The organism is Streptomyces mobaraensis NBRC 13819 = DSM 40847, from assembly GCF_017916255.1.
Lineage (GTDB): Bacteria > Actinomycetota > Actinomycetes > Streptomycetales > Streptomycetaceae > Streptomyces > Streptomyces mobaraensis.
The window spans coordinates 3,202,577-3,224,523 of sequence record NZ_CP072827.1 but is presented as its reverse complement, the minus strand read 5'-3'; the positions used below and the strand labels follow the sequence as shown (position 1 = coordinate 3,224,523).

The window sequence follows — 21,947 nt, the reverse complement described above, 5'->3', positions numbered from 1 at the left end:
GACGCGACGGATCGATACGTGAAGGGTGACGGGTCGCGATAAACGTTCGATGAACGGGCGCGTTCAGGGGCTCCGGCACGCTCCGGCTGGCGACGGCACGCCCCTGAGAGGGAACGCTACCGGCTCCGGACGGCGTTCCGGCCGGGGCCGTACTCAGACCGTGGCCAGGGAGAGGAGGTCCCGGACGGTCCGTGCCTCGTGCTCGTGCCCCAACTGCTCGAAGACGGTGAGCGCGTCCGCCCAGCAGGCCCGGGCTCGGCCCGGCTGTCCCAGGGCGTCCAGGCACCTCCCGAGCGTCAGCAGGATGCTGCCCCGGCGCCACTCCCCGCTGATCCCCCTGATGCGCGTCAGCGCCTGTTCCGCGTGGGCGGCACCGCGGGCGTACTCGTGGGTGGCCAGGTGCACCTCGGCCATGCGGAAGAGCGTCCAGCCCTCCCACATGCGCTGCCGGTGGTCGCGGAAGACGGGAAGTGCCTCTTCGAACTGGGCCAGGGCCTCCTGATGTCGGCCGGCACTGTTCAGCGCCGTGCCATAGGCGTAGAGGCCGTTGGCCAGGCGCCAGGTCACCTTGGATGCGCGGTAGATGGCGAGACACCGCTCAGCGAGCGGCACGGCCGACTGCGGACGCCTGGTCTCCGTGTGAACGCGGGAGAGGTTGCTCAACGCGCTCGCCTCGCCGTTGAGGTTGCCGTCGGCGCGGAAGCACTCCAACGCCTGGTTGCAGTAGTCCTCGGCATCGTCGTACCGCTGCTGGTAGATGGCTATGATGCCGCGGATGTTCGCGGCGTAGCCGCAGGAGACCGGGTCCTGGCACTCCTTGCCCAGCCGGACGGCGTGCATCGCCTGCTCGTCCGCCTCGGCGAAGCGCCCGGAGAAGTTCCGGACCTGGGCGAGGATGGTCCGGGCCCGCGCTTCGGCCCGGTGGTTGCCCGAGGCCTGGGCGGCGTCGAGCAGGGCTGTGGCCGCGTGGGCGTACAGCCGCGAGTAGGCCCCCGATTCGGTGAGGTCCTTTGTGACGAACAGCAGGTCGACGGCGCGCTGTAACGTGGAGCCCGCGGGGCGGGCGTGCTGCCGCGCACATGCCAACAGGCAACCCGCTTCGGTGAACAGCCAGTCGGCCGCCGCCCCGCTGTCCTGGAAGGCGAGCCCCGGGTGCTCGGTCGGGCCGATGTGCTTGACCAGTTGCTCCCCCGGCCGCTCCAGTACGTACACCCCCGCCGCCGTCGACAGGTAGAAGTCGAGCAGCCGGGACATCGCCGCCTCGCGTTCGGCCGGGGGGTGTTCGTCGCGTTCGGCGCAGGAGCGGGCGTAGAGGCGGAGGAGGTCGTGGAAGCGGTAGCGGCCGGGGGCGGCGGATTCCAGGAGGGAGGCGTCGACGAGGGTTTCGAGGAGTTCCTCCGTGGTGTCGACGTCGAGGTCGAGGACGGCCGCGGCGGCCGGGAGGGAGATGTCCGGGCCGTCGGGGAGGCCGAGCAGGCGGAAGGCGCGGGCCTGGGCCGGTTCCAGCTGGCCGTAGCCGAGTTCGAAGGTGGCCTTGACGGCGAGGTCGCCGGCGCGGAGTTCGTCCAGGCGGCGGCGTTCGTCGCCGAGTTTGCGGGCGAGGACGGAGACCGTCCAGGTGCGGCGGGCGGCGAGGCGGGACGCCGCGATGCGGATGGCGAGCGGCAGGAAGCCGCAGGCCGCGACGGTGTCCATGGCCGCGTCCCGCTCGGCGGCGACGCGTTCGGTGCCGACGATGCGGGTGAACAGGACGAGGGCCTCCTCGGGGCTCATCACGTCCAGGTCCACGAGGTGCGCGCCGGCCAGGTCGACCATGCGGGTGCGGCTGGTGACGAGGGCCGCGCAGCCCTCCGTGCCCGGGAGCAGCGGGCGGACCTGGGCCGCGTCGCGCGCGTTGTCGAGGAGGGCGAGGACGCGGCGGCCGTCGAGCGTGGAGCGGAAGAGGGCCGAGCGCTCCTGGAGGCCCTCGGGTATCGCCGAGTCGGCGACGCCGAGGGCGCGCAGGAACGCGCCGAGGACGGCCTCGGGTTCGGCGACGACCGGTCCCGTGCCCTGGAGGTCGACGTAGAGCTGGCCGTCGGGGAAGTGGTCGCGGGCCGCGTGCGCGACGTGCACGGCGAGCGTCGTCTTGCCGACGCCGCCGATGCCGGCCACCGCCGACACCGCCATCACCCGGCCCTCGGCCGTCGCCAGCTGGTGGCTGAGCTCCTGGACGAACGCGTCCCGGCCGGTGAAGTCGGGGACGGTGGCCGGGAGCTGGGCGGGCCGGACGAACGAGAGGCCGGTGCCGGCGCGGTCGCCCGACGGGTGCGGCGCGAGGTCGGCGTCGCCGCGCAGGATGCGCTGCTGGAGTTCCGAGAGCTCGGCGCACGGCTCGACGCCCAGTTCGTCGTCGAGCAGCCGCCGGGTGTCCGTGTACACGGCCAGCGCCTCGGCCTGCCGGCCGCTGCGGTACAGGGCGAGCATCAGCAGTTCGCGCAGCCGCTCGCGCAGCGGGTGCGCGGCGGTCAGCGCGGTGAGCTCCGAGACGGCCTCCGCGTGGTGGCCGAGCTCCAGGTCCAGGTCGAGCCGGGTCTCCACCAGGCCGAGTCGCCACTCCTCCAGGCGGGCGCGCTGGGTCTCGGCGTACGGGCCGGGGACGTGCGCGAGCGGCTCGCCGTCCCAGACGGCCAGGGCCTCGGTGATGAGCGCCCTGGCCCGGGTGCCGTTGCCCGCGGCGCGGGCCTTCTCGGCCTCGGCGGCGAGGCGCTCCGCGGAGTCGATGTCCAGGCAGCCGACGCCGGCCCGGAGCGCGTACCCGCCCGCCTCGCTGGCCAGGACGTCCGCGTCCGGCCCGAACGCCTTGCGGAGCCGGGACGCGTAGGTGCGCAGCGCGGCGAGCGCCGCGTGCGGGGGCTCGTCGCCCCACAGCGCGTCCACCAGCTCCGCGGCCGTGGCCGTCCGGCCGCCGCGCAGCAGCAGCGCGGCGAGCAGGGCGCGTTGCTGGGGCGAACCGGTCCGCAGTTCCTCGCCGCCGCGCCAGGCGCGGACGGGCCCGAGCACGGCGAAGCGCAGTCGCTGTCCGTGCTCTGTGTCGCCGGCCATCGTGACCCCCTGCTCGTCCTGCTCGGTGGCACCGGCCAGTCTGCCCTGTCCGGGGCCCCGGCGTCAGCACCGGTCCGGCCCTCTCCACAGGGCCTTCAAACGCCGCGGACGGGCTCCGGCGGGGGGACTTCGGGGGCCGCGCGGCGCTCCGGCGGAGGCGCGGAGTCCGCCGGGCGGCCGCCGCGGGGGCCGGCGGTACGGGGGGTGGGGCGCGGGCCCGCGGCGACGTGAACAGGGAGATGCGACGGGGAGGTCACCTTCAACTTGCCGTACGGGCAAGGGCGTCGGGCGGGCGACGGGACGGGCCCGGTGCTGCCGCGACGCGGGTGCGGCGGGGGCGGGCCCGGCGGTCCGGTCGGTGGTGTTGGGCGGTTCCGGGGGATATCGCGGGGCGCGTGTGCGGCCGGATGTCGCCGTCGGATGCTTCGGGGAGGCGGGGGTGGAGGGTGACGAGAGTCGCAGGGGGTGGGTGGGTGTGGTGGGGTGCGTGGGGGGGGCTTTGAGGGGGCGCTCCGCGTCACTGCCCTGCGTCACCGTGCTGGGTCATCGCCCTGCGCCCCTGCCCTGCGTCACCGCTCAGCGACCCGCCCCGCGTCACCGCTTCGCGTAGTCCGCGAACCCCTGCCAGTCGATGACCACGCAGGGTTCGCCGCCCACCACCCAGGCGTCGTGCCCCGGCGGGCAGGACATGACGTCGCCGGGGCCGAACTCCTCCTCCTGCCCGTCGTCCATCACGACCCTGATCCGGCCCGAGACGACGTACGACGTGTGCGCGGCCTGACAGCTGTCGGTGCCGGCGATCGGGCCGACGTGCGTCGACCAACGCCACCCCGGCTCGAACGTCGCCCGGCCCACCGGCCCGGTGCTGAGGCTCACCAGCTCCAGCCGCCCCTTGCCGTCCTCGAACGGCCGGACCTCCTCCGGGGCGTCGAAACTCTTCCGCATGAGACCGGCCATGGCGCTCTCCTCGGTTCGTCGGTCCTTGTTCGTCGGTTCGTCGGCCCTCGGATACCCGGTCGGCCGGCCGGCCCGCCCGGTCCGTCCTCACGAACGTAGGCGCGCGCGGTGGCGGGCGGCGAACCATGTGGGCCGGACGGGTGACGTCGCCCCTCCCGCGCTCCGGGCGCCGGACCTCGCGCCCGTCGTACGGAGGGACGGGACCGGCCGGGCCTCAGCCACGCTCTCTGCCGTTCGGCGGCGCGGCTTGAACCTCACGTCGCGTGAGGAGGCAGGGTGGGCTGGTGATCGCTTCCCCTTCCACGACCTCCACGACCTGGCGCGTGGGTCCGCTGGCCGAGGCCAGCGGGCTGACCGTGCGCACCCTCCACCACTGGGACGGCATCGGGCTGCTCCGTCCGTCCCGGCGCACCGCCGGCGGCCATCGCGAGTACACGGAGGCGGACGTCGTCCGGCTCTACCAGGTGCTCGCGCTGCGCGGCCTCGGACTGAGCCTGGAGACCATCGGCCTCTGCCTCGACTCCGGCGTCGACCCCGCCCGCGTCGTCCGCGACCACCTGGCCGAGGTGGAGGCGTCGCTCGCGCGGCTCGGCACCCTGCGGCGGCGGCTCGTCCGGCTGCAGGACGCGCTGGACGGGGCCGGGGAGGTGGGCGGCTCCGGGGCGGTGAACCGGTCCGGGGAGGCGGACGGACCCGGGGAGGCTGGGGACGCCGGCGGGTCCGGGGACGCGGGCGGGTCCGGAGGGGCGGACAGGCCCGGAGAGGTGGACGGGGCCGGGGAGGTGCGGGGCCCCGGGGACGCGCGCGGCTCCGGTCGGTCCCCGGCCCCGATCGGTCCGCTGCTCGACGCCCTGCGTGCGGCCGGCGGCGCCGCCGGCCACGGCGAGCGGGTGCTCCGGCGGCACCTGGACGCCGACGGCATCGGCGTCCTGAGCGCCCGCGCCGCCGCCCTCGGTCCCGCCGCGCACTACTTGCTGGAGGTCGAGTGGCCCGAGCTCTACCGCCGCGCGGAACGGCTGCGCGCGGACGGGGTGCCGCCCGCCGACCCCCGGGCGCGGCGGCTGGCCGCCCGCATGGACGAACTGAGCACGCTGTTCACCGGCGGCGACCGTGAGGTCTCGGCGGGGGTACGGCGGGCCTGGGACGAGGACCCCGCCGCCCTGTCCGGCGACCCGGACGCCCCGGCGGACGGCTGGCGCGACCTCTCCGCCTACCTCGACGCCGCCCGGCGGGGGTGACCGGATGAGCCGCCGTGTAGCCGGGGCCCGTGGTCAGGCCGTCCTCCGGAAGGGAGGCGTCGGCGCGCACGTCCTCGCCTTGGTGCCGTTGCTGCCGCTTCTCCTCATCGTGTTCCCGGCCTGCTGCGCCCTGGCGGCGTTCGGCGCACTGCCTTGGCCGGTGCCCGTCGTCGCCCTGCCGCTCGCCATGGCCGTGCTGTGGCTGTGGCGCTTCCTGGTCCTCTTGGGCCGGAGGGGGTGAACGGGATTCCCAGGCGGGGACCCTGTAGGGCGGCGCTCACAGCGTCTTGACCAGCCGTGCCGCCTCCGCCAGGGGAAGCGACGGGTAGGTGCCCCGGACCGCGCGGACCGCCGCCGCCACACCCCGCTCGTCGCGGATCCGGCGCAGGGCGGGGGCGTCGACGGCGGCGCGCAGTTCGTCGAAGGAGGCGAAGGTGCGGGTGTACCAGTCGCGCCGTCTGCGGCGGTCCGCGTACGCCTCCGCCGTGCCGGCGAGGACGGTCCCGAGCGCGGCGCAGAGGGCGAGGGCCCAGAAGGCGTGGGCCGCGTAGGCGACGACGGCCAGGACGAAGGCGACGGCCGCGCCGCACCAGAGGGCCAGGCGGGGAAGGTGCATGGGGAGTGCCTCCTGTTTGGCGCGGTGCTGCTCGGGGCGGCTGCGGGGCTTCCGGCCACGTGCCGGCGCGGTCCGTCCGACCCGGGGGAGCCGGGCTCGTCCGGCCTGTGGGCCGGCGCGGTCCGTCTGACCGTAGGCCGTCGCGGCTCGTCTGACCCGTACGCCGTCGCCCGTACGTCGTCGCGACTCGTCCGTCCGCGGCTGTCGCGGTCATCCGACCGCAGCCGTCACGGTCATCCGACCGCAACCGACGCGGCCGTCCGACCGCAACCGACGCGGCCGTCCGACCTCAGCCGATCGGACCCTAGCGGCTCCGGACCCTAGCGGTTCGGCCTCAGTTGCTTCGGGACGTGGTGGCTCTGGAACCGGCGGCTTCGGGCAGCGGCCTCCCGTGCCCTGGCGGCTCCGTGTCCGGCAGGTCAGGACCCGGGCCGCTGATGTCTGGGACCCCGGTCGGTCATGCTGCCCGGGATCGTGGCCGCTCGTGCTGCCCGGGACCCTGGCTGGTCATGTTGTCCGGGATCCCGGTCGCCCGTGCTGCCCGGGGCCCCGACCGCTCACGCCGCCCGGGACCCCGACCGCTCCCGCCACCCCGGGTTCTTGCCGCTCACGCCGCCCCGGATCCTCGCCTCTCAGGCCGTCGCCACCGGCCACTGGCCGCCCGGGAACGCCCGGTTGTCCTTCGCTTCGCCCTCCACGGCCGTCATCTGCTGGGCCTGGGCGCCGAGTGCGGCGACGAGCGTGGTGACGGCGGTGATGATGAGGGCGGTGTTGACGCCGGCCTCCTCCACGATGATGGCCGCGCCGGCCGCCGAGAACACCACCGAGCCGAGCGCCGCGATGGCCGCGATGATGGCGGCGATGAACTTCACCAGGATGACCCCGAGGGCCACGTAGAAGGCGAGGCCCGCGACGGCGCAGAGGGTGAGCGCCGTGGCGATCTTGTCGGCGCTGGTCGCGATCTGCGTCGCCGCCGTGGGCTGGAGCTTCACGGCCGCGGTGTAGGCGGTCGCGCCGTCGCCCTTCCACTGCTTGGGGGCCCGGAGCGCGTCGGCGGCGACGTTGCCGGCCACGTCGGTGGCGTGCCCGCGCACGTCGTGCTGCCAGGTGTAGGCGTCCTTGAAGGCGGTGACCGGGACGGCGGCGCCCTTGAGGAGTTCGCCGATCTTGTTCAGGATCCACTTGCCCAGTTCGATCAGCTTGTTGGCGCACCAGATCAGCGCCTTGCCGATGACCTCGGGCACGTACCACTTGTTGGCGGTGGACTCCGCCTTCGGGCCCACCTGGTTGAGCTTCGTCGTCAGGTTGGTGAGCCCGGAGTTCAGCTTGTCGATGGTGGCCGTGTACTGCGCGGCGTTGAATGCCACGATTCCCCCTGTTGTGCCGTGCCTGCTGTACTGCGCTGTGCCTGCGCCTGCGCCTGCGCCGTGCCTGTGCCCGTGCCGTGGATCAGTACGCCTTGGAGACGCTCTTCGTCGTGTCCACCTCGTGGTCGTCGTACGCGCGGGCGTTGACCGCCAGCGCGTCCGCGACCTCCTTCGTGCGGTCCCGGCCCTCGGAGGTCCGGGAGGAGATCTGGTCCACCGCGTCCGTGTAGGCGGACACGAGGAGCTGGAACAGGCCGGCCTCCAGGCGGGTCATGCGCAGGCCCTCCACGGTGTTGTGGATGCCGCCGAGCGTGGCGCTCTGCTTGTCCCACATCCGAGCGTCGGTGCGGATGCCGTCGGTGATGACCTTGAGATCGGGGTCGCCCATGGGCTGTTGCCTCCGGTGGTGTTCGGCCGGCTCGGTGCGCCGGCGCGGCTCGGTCAGCCGGTTCGACCGCTTCGGCCGGCTCCGTCGGTTCGGTCGGCTCAGCCGACCCGGCCGGCTCAGTCGGCGAACCGCGCCGGATCGGCGAGGATCGCCATGGCCTCCTTGAACAGGCCGTCCAGTTGGTGCGCGGACGGCCCCCGCGAGGCGCCGGCGGCGAGGCGGTCGCGGGCGTCGGCCAGGGCCTCGGCGAGGGCCTGGTTCAGTCGCACGGCGGACCGGCCGTCCGCCCACGCGGGGTTCACCGAACAGGAGACCATCGATCCCTGGGCCACGGTGACGGCCACCTGTCCGCCCGCCGACTTGCCGGTGAACGTCTCGGGCTCGGCCGCGGCCGGCCCGGCGATGGCATCCAGGTCGAACAGGGACAGCATCTCCTCGGCCACCTCGTCGAGGCGGCGCGGGAGGACGTACCGGAGGTCGAGCTCCGGTGGCTCCGGCGGCGCGGGCCGCGCCCCGGCGGATTCCGCTTCGCGCCCGGTGGCGCCGGCCGTGAACGGCGAGTCGGCGTCCAGCCGTTCGGCCCGGCGCTCCCAGTCCGTCCCTTCCAACGACCGCGACCAGCCTTCCAGCCGCTCCCGCAGCGCGGATTCGTAGGCGGCGGTGACGGCGGCGTCCAGGGCCTCGGGCGCCTGCCGCCGCTGCCAGTCCGTGACGACGGTGACACGCTCGGGCAGTCCGCCGGCGGCGAGCCGTACGCTGACGGCGCCTTGGGGGTCGCTGCCGCCGGCCTCCCGCGGCACCTGTTCCCGCATGTCCGACATCAGCCGTTGGATGCCCAGGATGTGCTCCCGGGCCTGGTGCAAGTCCGCGAACGGGTCGCCGTTCACCGATCCCCCTTCGTTGAGCACGGCACGGAGCCGCCTCTTCCGGAAAACGGGTGAACGACGCCGCGTGCTTGACGTGGCGTGCACGCTAACACGCCGTTCCCACCCGGCCGAGGGATACGGGAGGGATTCCGCTTGACCTGTGGGGCGGATGCGACGCCGGTGCAGGCCAAGCGCGTTGGACGCGGACGGTAATCACCCCCGGTGAGCCGGGGCTCAGGGGCCCGGAGCCCCGAACGGCCCACCCCTCCGTCCCTCAGTGCTCAACTCGCCCCAGGAACACCGGATTCGTCAGCGCCGCCATCGCCCCGGGCAGCCCCGGGACCGTCCCCGGCCGGCGGACCTCCGCCCGTACGTACGCGGACCGCGCCGGCGTCGTCCGCCACTCCACCCGGCCGTCCGCCGGGAGCGGTACGGACAGCACCGTGCCCTGGTCCGTCACCAACGCCGCCGTGCATCCGGCGGGCGCGCCGGTGACCGTGAGGCGGACCGCCACCTCGGTGCCGGGGTCCGCCGGCAGCCGGCCGCCGATGCCCGCGTGGGCGCCGCCGCCGGTCGTGGCGGCGAAGGAGAGGCCGATCGCCGAGGACTCGGCGATCCAGCTCCGCCCCGCCCGGATGCCCGCCAGCACGGCGTCGTGGGACAGCTCGTCGGCGAGGACGACCGTCTGGGGGAGGCCGACGGTCTGCGGTTCGCGGTGGGCGTCGCTGTTCCCCATGGCGGGCAGCCACCGGCCGCCCTCCCGGGCCGCGGTGGCGAGCAGGGCGTCCCAGGTGGCGACGGCCATCTCGTCGTCCGGCGTGAACGGGCCGTTCCACACCTCCACGGCGTCCGCGTGCTCGTAGCCGAACTTCCACGAGCAGCCGACGCACGTGCCGTACGGGTGCGCCGGGACGACCAGGCCGCCGGCGCGCCGGATCGCCCGCGCGTGCCGGCCGAACGCGTCGTCCCGGACGCGGTAGCGCCAGTCGACGAACGTGCCGGGGTCGGTGCCCAGGGCCAGGACGTGGCCGTTGCGGGTGGTGACCTCCTCACCGGTGAGGACCAGCAGGTCGTCGCCCCAGAGACCCTGCCAGGCGGCGTGGCCCGAGGTGGTGTTGTGCTCGGTGGTGACGATCCAGTCGAGCCCGGCGGCGCGCGCCGCCGCCGCGATGTCGGCCGGGGTGCGCAGGCCGTCCGAGTGGACGCTGTGCAGGTGCCCGTCGCCGCGGTACCAGGCCCGGCCGCGGCCCTTCGCCCGCCGCGGCGGGTACACCGGCTTCGGCGTGGTCCCCGGCGGGCCGTACCGGAGGGTCACGGTCACCTCGTACGCCATCCCCGCCGGCGCCACTGTGTACGGGCCGAGGACGACGTGCCAGGTGCCGGGCCGGACGGGACCGGGCAGATAGCCGGGCGTGGCCCGTTCGGCGCTGATCGCGAACTCCGTACGGGCGCCGCCCGACCAGCCCCGGAAGCCGTCGGGGCCGGTGCCGCGCTCGTCGAAGACGCCGATGTCGCAGGCGTTGCCCGGCACGCCGGGCGGGACGGACGGCCGGTCGTAGCTGTAGGAGACCGCGATCTCGCGGACGCCGCGCGGCACTTCCACGGGGAGGTAGCGGAAGTCGGGCGCGCCGGCCGGCAGCCTGCCGGTCACCCTGCGCGTCTCCGTCGTGCCGCTGCCGCCGGGCGCCGGTGCGCCGGCGGCGTGAGCGAACGTCACACCGTCGAGCCTAGAGGCACCCGCCGCTCCCGCGACAGCCGTCAGTTTCAGGACACCCCGTCGCCCCACCCGCCGCTCCACCCGGACCTCCAGCGCCGTCGCCGTCTCGTGCCGTGCCGTCCTCGCGCGCCCCGCCCCCGGGCCCGCCCCTTCCGCGGACCGGATCCCACCGTTCTACGCCACCCGCGCGTCCCGCGGAACGGGCGGTGCGACGGACGGCGGATGACGGTCGTGTGTCGCCCGTTCGACATGGGTCACGGGCGGCTCCCCAGGGATTACCGTGGGTACAGGCGACAGACGGAGGTTCCCCCGCATGCGGATCGCGACCACGGTCTTCCTCACGGACGAGACGATCACCCCGGTCCGGCTCGCCCGAGAGCTCGAACAACGCGGCTTCTCGGGTCTCTACCTGCCCCAGCACACCCACATCCCGGTCGAGCGGACGACGCCCTCGCCCATGGGCGGTTCGCTGCCGCGCGAGTACGGGCGGGCTCACGACCCGTTCGTCGCGCTGGCCCAGGCCGCCGCCGTCACCCACCGGATCGCCGTGGGGACGGGCGTCGCCCTCGTCGCGCAGCACGACCCCGTCGTCCTCGCCAAGCAGGCCGCCACCCTGGACCACCTCAGCGGCGGCCGGTTCACCCTCGGCATCGGCTACGGCTGGAACGTCGAGGAGGCCGCCGACCACGGCGTCGAGTGGGCGACGCGGCGCCGGCTGGTCCGGGACCGGATGGCGCTGATGCGGGCGCTGTGGGCCGAGGAACCGACGGCGTACGAGGGCGAGTTCGGGTCCGTACGGGCGAGCTGGGCGTACCCCAAGCCGCTGCTGCCGCCGCGTCAGCGGGTGGGGGCGCCCCCGCTCGTCGGGCCCCGGACGCTGATCGGCGGCGCCGCCGGTCCCGGGCTGTTCGCGGCCGTCGCGGAGTACGCCGACGGCTGGCTGCCCATCGGAGGCGGCGGGCTGCGCGAGGCGCTGCCCCGGCTGCGCCAGGCGTGGGCGGACGCGGGCCGGCCCGGCGAACCGGCCGTGGTCCCGTACGCCGTCCACCCGTCGGCGGGCAAGCTCGCCCACCTCGCCGAGCTGGGCATCGAGGAGGTCGTGGTGGGACTGCCGGCGGCGGGCGAGGGGGAGGTGCTGCGGGCGCTGGACGCGCACGCGGAGTTTCTGTGAGGGGAGGAACGCCGGACGGGCTGATATTCAGCCCGTTGGGGGTGCCCCCTCTGGGGGAGGGACCGGGGCACCCCCCCCGCCCCACACCCGTGAGCATCCGCACAAAAACCCTGGCGGAATGCCCCCTGGCCTCCCCGCTTTGCCCTCGTATGCTCGGGGGATGACTTCGAGCGCACAACGGCCCGTCTCGCCACCGCCGACCGCGAACGCGATGCGACGCGCGCTCAAACGGGCCAGGGACGGCGTCGCGCTGGACGTCACCGAGGCGACCGTGCTGCTCCAGGCGCGCGGCGACGACCTGGAGGACCTCTGCGCCTCGGCCGCCCGCGTCCGGGACGCCGGGCTGGAGGCCGCGGGGCGGCCGGGAGTCATCACGTACTCCAAGAGCGTCTTCATCCCCCTCACCCGCCTCTGCCGCGACCGCTGCCACTACTGCACCTTCGCCACCGTCCCCGGCAAGCTCCGCCGGGCGGGCGAGGGGATGTTCATGTCCCCGGACGAGGTGCTGGCCGTCGCCCGCCGGGGCGCCGCGATGGGCTGCAAGGAAGCCCTGATCACCCTCGGCGACAAGCCCGAGGACCGCTGGCCCGAGGCGCGCGAATGGCTGGACGCGCACGGCTACGACGACACGCTAGCCTACGTCCGGGCCGTCTCCATCCGCATCCTGGAGGAGACCGGGCTGCTGCCCCACCTCAACCCGGGCGTCATGTCCTGGACCGACTTCCAGCGGCTCAAGCCCGTCTCCCCGTCCATGGGCCTGATGCTGGAGACCACCGCGGAGCGGCTGTGGAGCGAGCCCGGCGGCCCGCACCACGGCTCGCCCGACAAGGAGCCCGCCGTCCGGCTGCGGCACCTGGAGGACGCGGGTCGCAGCTCCGTACCGCTGACCAGCGGGCTGCTGCTGGGGATCGGGGAGACGGCGGAGGAGCGCGCCGAGTCGCTGTTCGCGCTGCGCCGCGTCTCCCGCGCGTACCACGGCATCCAGGAGTTGATCCTGCAGAACTTCCGCGCCAAGCCGGACACGGCGATGCGCGGCATGCCCGACGCGGAGCTGGACGACCTGGTCGCCACGGTCGCCGTCGCGCGGCACATCATGGGCCCCTCGGCCTGCCTCCAGGCGCCGCCGAACCTGGTGGACGAGGAGTTCGGCCGGCTCATCCGGGCGGGCGTCGACGACTGGGGCGGCGTCTCGCCGCTCACCCCCGACCACGTCAACCCCGAGCGGCCCTGGCCGCAGATCGACGAGCTCGCCGCGCGCTCCGCCGCCGAGGGTTTTGTGCTGAAGGAACGTCTCGCCGTCTACCCGGAGTTCATCCGGCGCGGCGAGCCGTGGCTCGACCCGCGCGTCCTGCCGCACGTCCGCGCGCTGGCCGACCCGGAGACCGGGCTGGCGCGCGAGGACGCCGTCGTCGAGGGCCGCCCCTGGCAGGAACCGGAGGAGGTCTTCGTCCCCACCGGCCGCACCGACCTCCACCGCACCATCGACAGCGAGGGCCGCACCGGCGACCGGCGCGCCGACTTCGACGAGGTGTACGGCGACTGGGAGGCGCTCCGCGAGGCGGCGGCCCCCGGCATGGCCCCCGAGCGGCTGGACGGCGACGTCCGCGCGGCGCTGAAGCAGGCCGCCGACGACCCGACGCGGCTGACGGACGCCGAGGCGCTCGCGCTCCTGCACGCCGACGGGCCGGCCCTGGACGCCCTCTGCGGCATCGCCGACGACCTGCGGCGGGCGACGGTCGGCGACGACGTCACGTACATCGTCACCCGCAACATCAACTTCACCAATGTCTGCTACACCGGCTGCCGCTTCTGCGCCTTCGCCCAGCGCCGCACCGACGCCGACGCGTACACGCTCTCGCTGGACCAGGTCGCCGACCGTGCCCAGCAGGCGTGGGAGGTCGGCGCCGTCGAGGTCTGCATGCAGGGCGGCATCCACCCCGACCTGCCCGGCACCGCCTACTTCGACATCGCCCGGGCGGTGAAGAAGCGGGTGCCCGGCATGCACGTGCACGCCTTCTCGCCGATGGAGGTCGTCAACGGCGCGTCGCGGACCGGGCTTTCGATCCGCGACTGGCTCGCCGCCGCCAAGGAGGCCGGTCTCGACAGCATCCCCGGCACGGCCGCCGAGATCCTCGACGACGAGGTCCGCTGGGTGCTCACCAAGGGCAAGCTCCCGACGAAGGACTGGGTGGAGGTCGTCACCACCGCCCACTCCCTGGGCATCCGCAGCTCGTCCACGATGATGTACGGACACGTGGACCAGCCCCGGCACTGGCTCGGCCACTTCCGGAAGCTGGTGGAGATCCAGAAGGAGACGGGCGGCTTCACGGAGTTCGTGACCCTGCCCTTCATCCACACCAACGCCCCCGTCTACCTCGCCGGCATCGCCCGCCCCGGGCCGACGATGCGGGACAACCGGGCCGTGACGGCGATGGCCCGCGTGCTGCTCCACCCGCACATCACCAACATCCAGACGAGCTGGGTCAAACTGGGCACCGAGGGCGCCGCCGAGATGCTGCGGTCGGGCGCCAACGACCTGGGCGGCACGCTCATGGAGGAGACCATCTCGCGGATGGCGGGCTCCTCGTACGGCTCGTACCGCTCGGTGCGCGACCTCGTCGCCATCGCGGAGGCGGCGGGCCGGCCGGCGCGGGCGCGTACGACGCTTTATGGGGAGGTGCCGGAGGAACGGCTCGCCGCGGCTGCGGCTTCGGACGGGCACTTGCCGCGGTTGCTGCCGGTGTTGGGGACGCCTTCCAGCCCGTCCGGCGTTTGAGGACGAGCGGCGAAGCCGCGAAAGGGGGGGACTGGGGTCTCGCCCCCAGGAAACGGCGAAGTGGGGTTCCCCCCTCTGGGGGAGGGGCTGGGGCGCATCCTCCTGGGGCGCATCCCGGGTGTTGCCGATCTGTCGCATGGACTCGATCGGACGGCGACAGTCACCCGCATAGGGTGTCCCGCATGTCTTCGCCCCAGAACCCCCAGCACCCCCAGCAGCCCCACCCCAACGGGCCGCAGCCCCCGCAAGCCCCGCAGGGCGGCGGCTTCGGCGGTCCACCGCCGACCTGGGGGCCCGAGGGGACGGGCCATGCCCAGCCGACGATGGTCGGCGGGCAGCCCGCCGTACCGCCGCCCCCGCCGCCGGGGCCCGTGCCCGGCGCCGGGGCCGCGCAGCAGGGGCGCGGTTCCGTGCCGCCGCCGCCCGGCCCGGTGCCCGGCGGCGCCCCGGGCCCGTACGGGGGCGGGGCCCCCGGCCCGTACGGCGCCGGGCCCGGCACGGCACCCATGCCCGCCCCGGCACCCGCCCCCACGCCGCCGTCGCGGGGCGGCAACAAGAAGGTGCTCGCCATCGTCGGCGGTGTCGTCGCCCTGGCGGTCATCGGCGGCGGCATCGCGTTCGCGGTCAAGGGCGGGTCCGGGGGCGACGACAAGAAGGAGGACGCCAAGGGGGCGTCCACCGCGCCCAAGGACCCGGCCGGCCCGCAGGCGTCGGCCCCGGCGCCCGCGCCCGGCGGCGGCCAGGGCACGGACAAGCCCGCGGACGGCGGCTACAAGGCCCCCGCGGGCTGGCAGTCGCAGGTCTACGAGCGGCACGGCTTCGCCTACGACGTCCCCGGCAAGGGCGAGAAGTGGAAGGTCCTGCCCGGTGACACGATGATCTCGTACACCGCCGACGGCAAGCCGGTCGTCGCCATGACCGGCACCGCCAACTTCCGTGAGGGCGGCTGCTCTTCGAACCCCAACCCCGACACCTTCGGCGAGGCCGGCAAGGGCCAGCTCGCCACCGTCGGCACCACCGGCGGCGGCAAGGACGGCGACCTCCGGACCAACGCCCGCAACTGGGCCGGCAACTGGGGCGTCATGGCCTACGGCGGCACCGGCGCCAACAAGCCGAAGATCGAGGTCAGTCAGGCGACGCCGTGGAAGCACAACGGCATCGAGGGCTACACCGCCACCGCGAAGGTCAAGGTGACCCACCGGCCGAGCGCCTGTGTGCCGCCCACCGCGATCGTGAAGAGCATCGCGCAGAAGCTGCCGGACGGCACCTTCCACGGCTGGGTGATCTACGCGGACCAGGGTGTCCCGGACGCGCTGTCCGAGGAGCAGATCGACAAGATCATGCAGACGGTCCGGCCGGCCGCCGCGCACTGACGGGGGCCGGTGCGTTTCGGCCGCGTACCGACCGCTTGACCGTCCGGCCGGCCATCCGACCGCTTGACCGCGCACCGGCCGGTACCGCGGCACGGCGGCGGGGCGCCACCCGAGGGCCTCGGAGGGGTGTGGCCCTCGGGCGCCGCCCGGCACCGGGTCGGTGCGCGTCGCCGGGCCGGTCGTGTTGCCGGGTCGGTGCGCGTCGCCGGGCCGGTGCGCGACCGCGCGTCGCTACGCCGTCGCGTCGCTACGTCACTCGCCGTCCGTGACGGTCGCGGTGAACGCGCTCCACGCCTCGGGGGTGAAGCCCAGCACCGGGCTCTTCGGGTCCTTGGAGTCGCGGACGGCGATGGCGCGGGGGAGAGGGGAGGCGACCTCCACGCAGTCGCCGTGCGCCAGCGAGTAGGAGGACTTGCGCCAGGTGGACTTGCCCTGCTGAATGGCCATGGTGTTGCTCCGTTGCCTGTGAGTACTGCCTGTGGTCAGAAACGCCGGTCTACCGCGGTGGAACCGACGGTACGCGCCAACATCAGATGCTGAGCTGGCTGTTCACCCGACCGGATGGCATATTCCAGGCACCCCTTCCCCGGAGGTGGTGGCAGGTGTACCGTTCCGCCTCTCGCGTGGCGGGGGTTGCGGCAGGTGCTACGCGCGGGCGCCGTCGGCGGCCCGGTACTCCTCCGCGACGCGGAGCATGAACTGCCGTGAGTGCTCGGCGTTCAGCGCCTGCATCCGCAAATGCTCGTACATCACGCTGTACGCCTGGACGTCGTTCGGCTTCTCCAGGTAGAGGTCGCTGGTGATCCCCTCCAGGTACACCGTGCTCGCGTCCTGCGGGTCGTGGAACTCCAGGATGCAGAACTTCCCGTACATGCCGGGGTGCGCGCCCACGTCGTACGGCAGCACCTGCACGGTGATGTGCGGCTGGAGGCTGAACTCCACCAGGTGCTCCAGCTGTTCGCACATCACGGCCCGGCTGCCGACCACGCGGCGCAGCGCCGCCTCGTCGATGACGGCCCACAGGCGCAGCGGGTTGTCCGGGTCGCTGATGCGCTCCTGCCGCCGCATCCGCACCTGGACGCGGCGCTCGACCTCCGCCGCCGTGGCCTCCGGCCAGGAGCCCTCGGTGACGGCGCCGGCGTAACCGGGCGTCTGGAGCAGGCCGGGCACGAGGGACGCCTCGTAGATGCGCAGCGAGGCCGCGTCCGTCTCCAGGCCGATGTAGACGCTGTAGGGGATGTCGCCGAACGCGTGCCACCAGCCCTGCTGCCGCGACTCCTTGGCCATCTGCATCAGCGAATCGACGATGCGGTGGTCCTCGACCCCGTACACGCCGCAGAGGTCGCGGACGTCGCGCTGGCTGATGCTGCGGCGGCCGTTCTCCAGCCGGCTGATCTTCGACTGCGACACCAGCAGCCGCTCGGCGACCTCCTCCGCCGTCATCCCCTTGAGCTCACGGAGCTTGCGCAGCTCCTGCCCCAAGCGGCGCCGCCTTACGGTGGGATTGACACTGGACGCCACGGGACGCACCTCCGGCTCCGTCATGCTGCTGTCTCCTGCTCCCGCAGCCTGCCACCACCGGCCGGGGCGGCGCTGGAAAACACCGACACAGGATCTCGCTCCCGGTGACCGTGGTCACGACGGCGACATCCCCGCCGGAAGCGCCCGGCGGTGCGCCGACTGCGCCCCGGGGTGCGCCGGGGCGGCCGGTCACGCCGTAGGCCGCGATTCCGTTTCGGCGTTCCCCGTGGGGTCCGGGGGGTTGTCGTCCTGCGGCCCCGCGACGGCCGCGGGCTTTCCGGTTCCGGCGCCGACGGGGTGGGGGCGCGCGACGCTGCCGCGTGCCGCTCGGGCGCGGCGTACCCCGGCGGCTCGGTCAGCACTCCGTCGTGGCCGTCACCTCACCGGGAACGCCGTGTCCGCGACCGGAGTTGACCGCTCCGCTTCGCTGCGGCGCCGGTGTTGTGCCGCCGCCGCCACGAGCGGGTGTCCGTTCCGCGCGGGTGCCCGGCCGTACGTCCGCCACCGGCCGGGCGGCCGTCGGCGATCCGTGCGGCGACGCCGGTGCGGATGTGCTCCGTACCGGCGCCGGTTCCGGTGCGCACGATGAGGTGCCCGTGCGACGAGGTGACCGCACGATGGGGTGACGCGGTGTCGGGCGCGGCCCGAACGGCCGGGGTCGCGGTGGCCGTCCATGGCCGTACCCGGAGGTCACCGCGGGTCGCACGGCGCCCGGTGGCACGGCGTCGGGCGCCGCCCGGCCGGTCGCGGTCATCCGCGCGGCGTCCGGTGATACGGCGTCCGGCGCCGCCCGGCGTTCACCGTGCCGGGTGTCATCGCGGCGAGCCGCGTCGCCCGTCCGGTGCTCCCGCGGCCTGCCGCGGCGTCACGAGGCCGCCGCGCGCGCCATCACCCCGCCGCGGTGGCCCGCTTGCTGAGGAACGGTTTCAGCAGGTGCCACTCCGCTGCGGACGGCCGCCGTCCGGCGACCCGAACCGCCGTTCCCGCCACCCGCCACGGCCGCGGCCCGGCGCGGCTGCGCCGCGACGCCGTTCTGGACGTCCATCACGGCGTGCGCCACCAGCCCGCCCATCGGGTCGTGCCGGATGAGGTCCCGGAGCCTGGAGCGCGACGAGCGGCCCTCGTTGCCCGGATAGAGATGCTTGCCCAGACCGACCGCGTGGGCCAGCGCGGCGAGCGCGGCGGTGCGCGGGTCCGGCGGCACGCCGGTGCGGATCGCGCTGTCCAGCCGGGCCCTGATCTCCCGGCTGATGGCCGTGTCCGTCGCCTGGTACCGGGTGGTCGGCAGCACCCCGCACATCTGGCCGGCGACGGCGTGCACCATGCCGCACCGCTCCAGATGGGTGAGGTACGTCTGACGCAGCCCCAGCCGGGGCCCGCCGATCCAGTGGACCGCGCGGACCGGACTGCCGCGGCGGCGCAGCAGTTCGAGCGCGGTGTCCAGGGTCGGATCTCCTGTCGGCCGTGGCATCACCACGGCGATACGATCCCCGTCAGGGGCTATCCGTCCGGCCAGAGCCAGCTCCACTAGCTGGGCTCCGGCGAGACCGAGGTCGAGCGACTGCGGCTGCGCCGTGGTCCCCGTGGCCGGGTCCAAGGCGAGCAGCAGAAGCTCCTCCGGAATTGTTCTGCGGCTCCTGCCCATCCATGCCTCCCCGCGTGGATGAGTGACAGGGTGACCCCTCTCACATTGGTCTGTCGAGAGTGCGTGGTGGCTTCGGGCGGGAACCGGTAGGTATGTCGTCTCGTCTTGCACATGGGTGAAGCCGGGGAAGCCGCCTGCCGGGCGGTCGCGCGGTGGCACGCCGACGGCAGAGCACACTGGTAGACGTTGAGAATGTCCGGAACGGCGGAGTGCGTGGCGCTCCGCCCCGGCGTACGGCGTGGGAATCGAGGAGGCATCGGTGGCGGGCGAGTCCCCCGACAAGTCTGAGCAGGGGAAGCCGTCGGGGGAGGCGGCCGGCGGCGAGCGCGACCCGAGGCTCGGGGTGCACCGGGAGACCGGAGCGGCCGTGGCCGTGGCCGGCGACTCCGGTTCCCACGCGGATCAGGACGACCAGGGCGGCGACGGGAACGCCGACGAGGGTTCCCGGGACGCCAAGGGCGCCAAGGGCGTCAACGGGAGCGAGCGCGGCGAGGACGGCGAGAGAGGCACGGAGGGCGCCGGCGAGCACGCCTCCGCCTCGGCGTCCTCCTCTTCGGCGTCCGGGAACTCTTCGGCGTCCGGGAAGCGGGACGCGAAGCCTGACGCCTCTTCGGATGCCTCCTCCAGCGCTTCCGAGGACGGCGCGAAAACCGGTGCGGATGCAAAGCCGGTCGCCGGTGACGCCCGGCTGAAGGCCGCCGTCGCCGCCTGGATGGCGAACACGGACGACGAAGGCTCCGAGGGCGCCTCCGAGGGCAAGGCCGAGAGCGAGACCGGGAAGGGGGCCCGTTCCGGCGCCTCCGCTTCCGGTGCGTCCCCGGCCGCCGACGCGTCCCCCGCCGACCAGCCGACGCAGCTGATCAAGGCCCCGGCCCCGGCCGGTCAGGCCGCCGAGCCGAAGAACGGCGGCGGCCGCGACGGCGCGGACGACCGGCCCGTGGACCGGCCGACCGCCGCCTTCGGCCTCGTCCGCCCGGACGCCGGGACGCGGACGGCCCCGAAGAGCGACCGGAAGACCGACCCGAAGAGCACTCCGGAGAACGGCCCGAAGGGCGGCGCGAACGGCGCCGGACGGGACGCCGGCAAGCCCTCCGGCTCCTCCTCCGCCGACCAGCCGACCGCCCTGCTCAAGGCCCCCGTCGTCCCGCCGGAGGCCCCCGCGGGCACGCCCGGCGCGGGTGCCGGTCAGGGCGCGGGACAGGGCCGGAACAGCCGGTTCGTCCCGCTGAAGTCGGACGACGAGGCGCCCGCGCTCGGCAAGAAGACCACGCCCGGCACCCCCGCGGCGTCCGCCGGCGCGCCCTCCGCGCCCGCGCGCCCCGCGGCGCCGGACCGTCCCGCCGTCCCCGTCAAGGTCACGCCGCCCGCACCCGCCGCCCGCCCGGTCCCCGGTCCCGCGGGCCCCGGCGGCCCCGAGCGCACCACGCAGACGCCGATGCCCGTCGGCCCGGACGGCGAGAAGCAGGCGCCGCTCGATCTGCTGGCCCAGCTCACCAACACCCCGCCGCCCCCGGAGACGCCGGTGCGGACGGCCATGCGCCGCGTGAAGATCTGGACGCCCATAGTGGTGCTCCTGCTGATCGTGTTCTGCGTGGTCCAGGCGTTCCGCCCGCTGCCGGACCCGTCCCTGGCGCTCGGCAAGCAGGCCGCCTACACCTTCGGCGGCGAGAAGTTCGACATGAAGTGGCCCACCGAGGGCCAGTCCGCCGCCAAGGTGCTCGGCGTCGGCGACCTCGGCACGTACGGGCCGCAGAAGCCGGTGCCGACGGCGAGCATGGCCAAGGTCATGACCGCGTACGTCGTGCTGCGCGACCACCCGCTGAAGATGCGCAAGGGCCCGGGCGGCCAGGACGTGCCCGAGCAGGGTCCGGCCGTCACCATCGACGAGCGGGCGGAGAAGGAGGGCAAGGCCAAGGACGAGTCGGCCATCCGCGGTCTGCGGGCCGGGCAGACCTTCTCGGAGTACGACATGCTCCAGATGCTGCTGATCCCGTCCGGCAACAACATCGCCCGCCAGCTCGCGCGGTGGGACGCCGGCTCGGAGGAGGCGTTCCTCAAGAAGATGAACGACACCGCCAAGCAGCTCGGCATGAAGAACACCACGTACACCGACGCCAGTGGTCTCAACAAGACCACCGTGAGCACGGCCGTCGACCAGGTGCTGCTGGCCGAGCAGGTCATCAAGGACCCGATCGTCCGGTCCATCACCACCAAGCCCAACACGCCGATCAAGGGCCTCAACGAGGGCATCAACAGCAACATCGACGATCTGCTGATCAAGCACACCGGTGTGCTGGGCATCAAGACCGGCTCGTCCTCCCCGGCCGGCGGCACCCTGATGTGGGCGGCCCGCAAGCGGATCAACGGCGAGGAGGTGCTGATCGTCGGCGCCACCATGGACCAGCACTTCAAGGGCGGTCCGGACGTCAACGCCGAGATGAGCCTCAAGATGGTCAAGCGCGTCAGCTACGAGCAGCTGACCGCCGTGCAGAACGCCCTCCAGCAGGCCGTCGTGGTCAAGAAGGGCCAGGTCGTGGGCTATGTCGACGACCAGCTCGGCGGGAAGACCGAGGTCGTCGCCACCAAGGACGTCAAGGGCTACGGCTGGGGCGGCATGCAGGCGAAGTTCGCCCTGGACAAGAAGAAGGGCGCGGTCCTTCCGCACTCGGCCAAGGCCGGCACGGTCGTCGGCGAGCTGGTCGTGGGTACGGGGCCCGACGCGGTACGGGTGCCGGTGGCGCTGAAGAAGGCGCTCAGCGAGCCGTCCTTCGGCTCGAAGCTCACTCGCCTCGGCTGACGCCGGGGTTCGTCTCGGCCGGGCCGGGGTTCGCTTCGGCCGGCGCCGGGGCTGTCTCGGCCGGTGCCGGGAGCCGCCTCGGTCGGCGCCCGGACCCGTCGTGGCCTTGCTTCGGGCGACGCCTCGGCCGAGTGGCCAGAGCCGCACGAGCCGCGGGCCGGCGGCTACCGTCCGGCCCACCGGCCCGTACGTGCGCGTACGGGCTGGTGGTCGTTCCGCCGTCGGCTTCCCGCGCCGACCTCCGGCGGACCGCTTCCGGCCGCGGTCCGGGCCGTCCGTCGGCCGTCCGCCTGTCGTCCGAGGGCCGTCCGTCGGCCGTCCTCCGCCCGTCCTCCGCCCGTCCGCCTGTCGTCCTCCGCCCGTCCGCCGGGCCGGCCGGCCTCGTGCGCGCCGGGGTGCCCGCACCCCGTAACGGCCCGAGGCCATTTCGC

The 21,947-nt window shown here is 74.3% G+C and carries 16 protein-coding genes; 6 read left to right on the top strand and 10 right to left on the bottom strand.

Going from position 1 to position 21,947, the window contains the following annotated elements:
• Nucleotides 1-153: 153 nt before the first annotated feature.
• A complete protein-coding gene (locus J7W19_RS13475) occupies nucleotides 154-3,084 on the bottom strand; it encodes an AfsR/SARP family transcriptional regulator (protein WP_004955818.1) in 2,931 nt (976 codons plus the stop codon).
• A gap of 594 nt (nucleotides 3,085-3,678) precedes the next feature.
• Nucleotides 3,679-4,041: a cupin domain-containing protein gene (locus J7W19_RS13470; RefSeq protein WP_004952081.1), complete on the bottom strand. Its 363-nt coding sequence runs from the start codon at nucleotides 4,039-4,041 to the stop codon at nucleotides 3,679-3,681.
• 284 nt (nucleotides 4,042-4,325) lie between these two features.
• Here J7W19_RS13470 and J7W19_RS32920 point away from each other — a divergent pair, with 284 nt between their 5' ends.
• Together J7W19_RS32920 and J7W19_RS13455 are read left to right on the top strand one after the other, a co-directional pair.
• On the top strand, nucleotides 4,326-5,279 hold the full coding sequence (locus tag J7W19_RS32920; RefSeq protein ID WP_004952078.1) for a MerR family transcriptional regulator: 954 nt from the start codon (nucleotides 4,326-4,328) through the stop codon (nucleotides 5,277-5,279).
• Between the two features lie 4 nt (nucleotides 5,280-5,283).
• Nucleotides 5,284-5,520: a hypothetical protein gene (locus tag J7W19_RS13455; RefSeq protein ID WP_004952076.1), complete on the top strand. Its 237-nt coding sequence runs from the start codon at nucleotides 5,284-5,286 to the stop codon at nucleotides 5,518-5,520.
• A gap of 36 nt (nucleotides 5,521-5,556) precedes the next feature.
• Here J7W19_RS13455 and J7W19_RS13450 read toward each other — a convergent pair whose 3' ends face one another.
• The 5 genes from J7W19_RS13450 to J7W19_RS13430 form a co-directional block, all read right to left on the bottom strand.
• On the bottom strand, nucleotides 5,557-5,895 hold the full coding sequence (locus J7W19_RS13450) for a hypothetical protein (RefSeq protein WP_004952073.1): 339 nt from the start codon (nucleotides 5,893-5,895) through the stop codon (nucleotides 5,557-5,559).
• Nucleotides 5,896-6,527: 632 nt separating this feature from the next.
• Nucleotides 6,528-7,262 (bottom strand): hypothetical protein, encoded by a 735-nt coding sequence (locus J7W19_RS13445; protein WP_004952071.1) that lies wholly within the window; start codon nucleotides 7,260-7,262, stop codon nucleotides 6,528-6,530.
• An 82-nt stretch (nucleotides 7,263-7,344) separates the two neighbouring features.
• Nucleotides 7,345-7,650: a hypothetical protein gene (locus J7W19_RS13440; RefSeq protein ID WP_004952069.1), complete on the bottom strand. Its 306-nt coding sequence runs from the start codon at nucleotides 7,648-7,650 to the stop codon at nucleotides 7,345-7,347.
• Nucleotides 7,651-7,766: 116 nt separating this feature from the next.
• Nucleotides 7,767-8,537 (bottom strand): hypothetical protein, encoded by a 771-nt coding sequence (locus tag J7W19_RS13435; RefSeq protein WP_040891973.1) that lies wholly within the window; start codon nucleotides 8,535-8,537, stop codon nucleotides 7,767-7,769.
• A 253-nt stretch (nucleotides 8,538-8,790) separates the two neighbouring features.
• Complete coding sequence (locus J7W19_RS13430) at nucleotides 8,791-10,302, bottom strand: CehA/McbA family metallohydrolase (RefSeq protein ID WP_201768257.1); 1,512 nt, start codon at nucleotides 10,300-10,302, stop codon at nucleotides 8,791-8,793.
• Between the two features lie 244 nt (nucleotides 10,303-10,546).
• On the opposite strand from J7W19_RS13430, the gene J7W19_RS13425 reads away from it, so the two are divergent.
• The 3 genes from J7W19_RS13425 (at nucleotide 10,547) to J7W19_RS32915 (ending at nucleotide 15,553) form a co-directional block, all read left to right on the top strand.
• Nucleotides 10,547-11,404, top strand: coding sequence for a TIGR03619 family F420-dependent LLM class oxidoreductase (locus J7W19_RS13425; RefSeq protein ID WP_004952063.1), 858 nt, complete (start codon nucleotides 10,547-10,549; stop codon nucleotides 11,402-11,404).
• Nucleotides 11,405-11,564: 160 nt separating this feature from the next.
• The gene (locus tag J7W19_RS13420) at nucleotides 11,565-14,180 is read left to right on the top strand and encodes a bifunctional FO biosynthesis protein CofGH (RefSeq protein WP_040891970.1); all 2,616 of its coding nucleotides are present in this window, start codon (nucleotides 11,565-11,567) and stop codon (nucleotides 14,178-14,180) included.
• 182 nt (nucleotides 14,181-14,362) lie between these two features.
• On the top strand, nucleotides 14,363-15,553 hold the full coding sequence (locus tag J7W19_RS32915) for a hypothetical protein (RefSeq protein WP_233478325.1): 1,191 nt from the start codon (nucleotides 14,363-14,365) through the stop codon (nucleotides 15,551-15,553).
• Nucleotides 15,554-15,805: 252 nt separating this feature from the next.
• On the opposite strand, the gene J7W19_RS13410 is transcribed toward J7W19_RS32915, so the two are convergent.
• The 3 genes from J7W19_RS13410 to J7W19_RS13400 all read right to left on the bottom strand — a co-directional run bounded on the left by J7W19_RS13410 (nucleotide 15,806) and on the right by J7W19_RS13400 (nucleotide 18,719).
• Entirely contained in the window at nucleotides 15,806-16,000 is a 195-nt protein-coding gene (locus J7W19_RS13410) for a DUF397 domain-containing protein (protein ID WP_004952058.1), read from the bottom strand.
• Between the two features lie 198 nt (nucleotides 16,001-16,198).
• Nucleotides 16,199-17,074, bottom strand: a complete 876-nt coding sequence (locus J7W19_RS13405) for a helix-turn-helix domain-containing protein (protein ID WP_040891976.1) — start codon at nucleotides 17,072-17,074, stop codon at nucleotides 16,199-16,201.
• Nucleotides 17,075-17,939: 865 nt separating this feature from the next.
• Nucleotides 17,940-18,719 carry a GOLPH3/VPS74 family protein gene (locus tag J7W19_RS13400; protein ID WP_040891969.1) on the bottom strand — a complete coding sequence of 260 codons (780 nt, stop codon included), beginning with the start codon at nucleotides 18,717-18,719 and terminating at the stop codon, nucleotides 17,940-17,942.
• Between the two features lie 259 nt (nucleotides 18,720-18,978).
• Between J7W19_RS13400 and J7W19_RS13395 the strand changes: the two genes are divergently transcribed.
• Nucleotides 18,979-21,516, top strand: coding sequence for a D-alanyl-D-alanine carboxypeptidase family protein (locus J7W19_RS13395; protein ID WP_004952052.1), 2,538 nt, complete (start codon nucleotides 18,979-18,981; stop codon nucleotides 21,514-21,516).
• The last annotated feature ends 431 nt before the right edge of the window (nucleotides 21,517-21,947 follow it).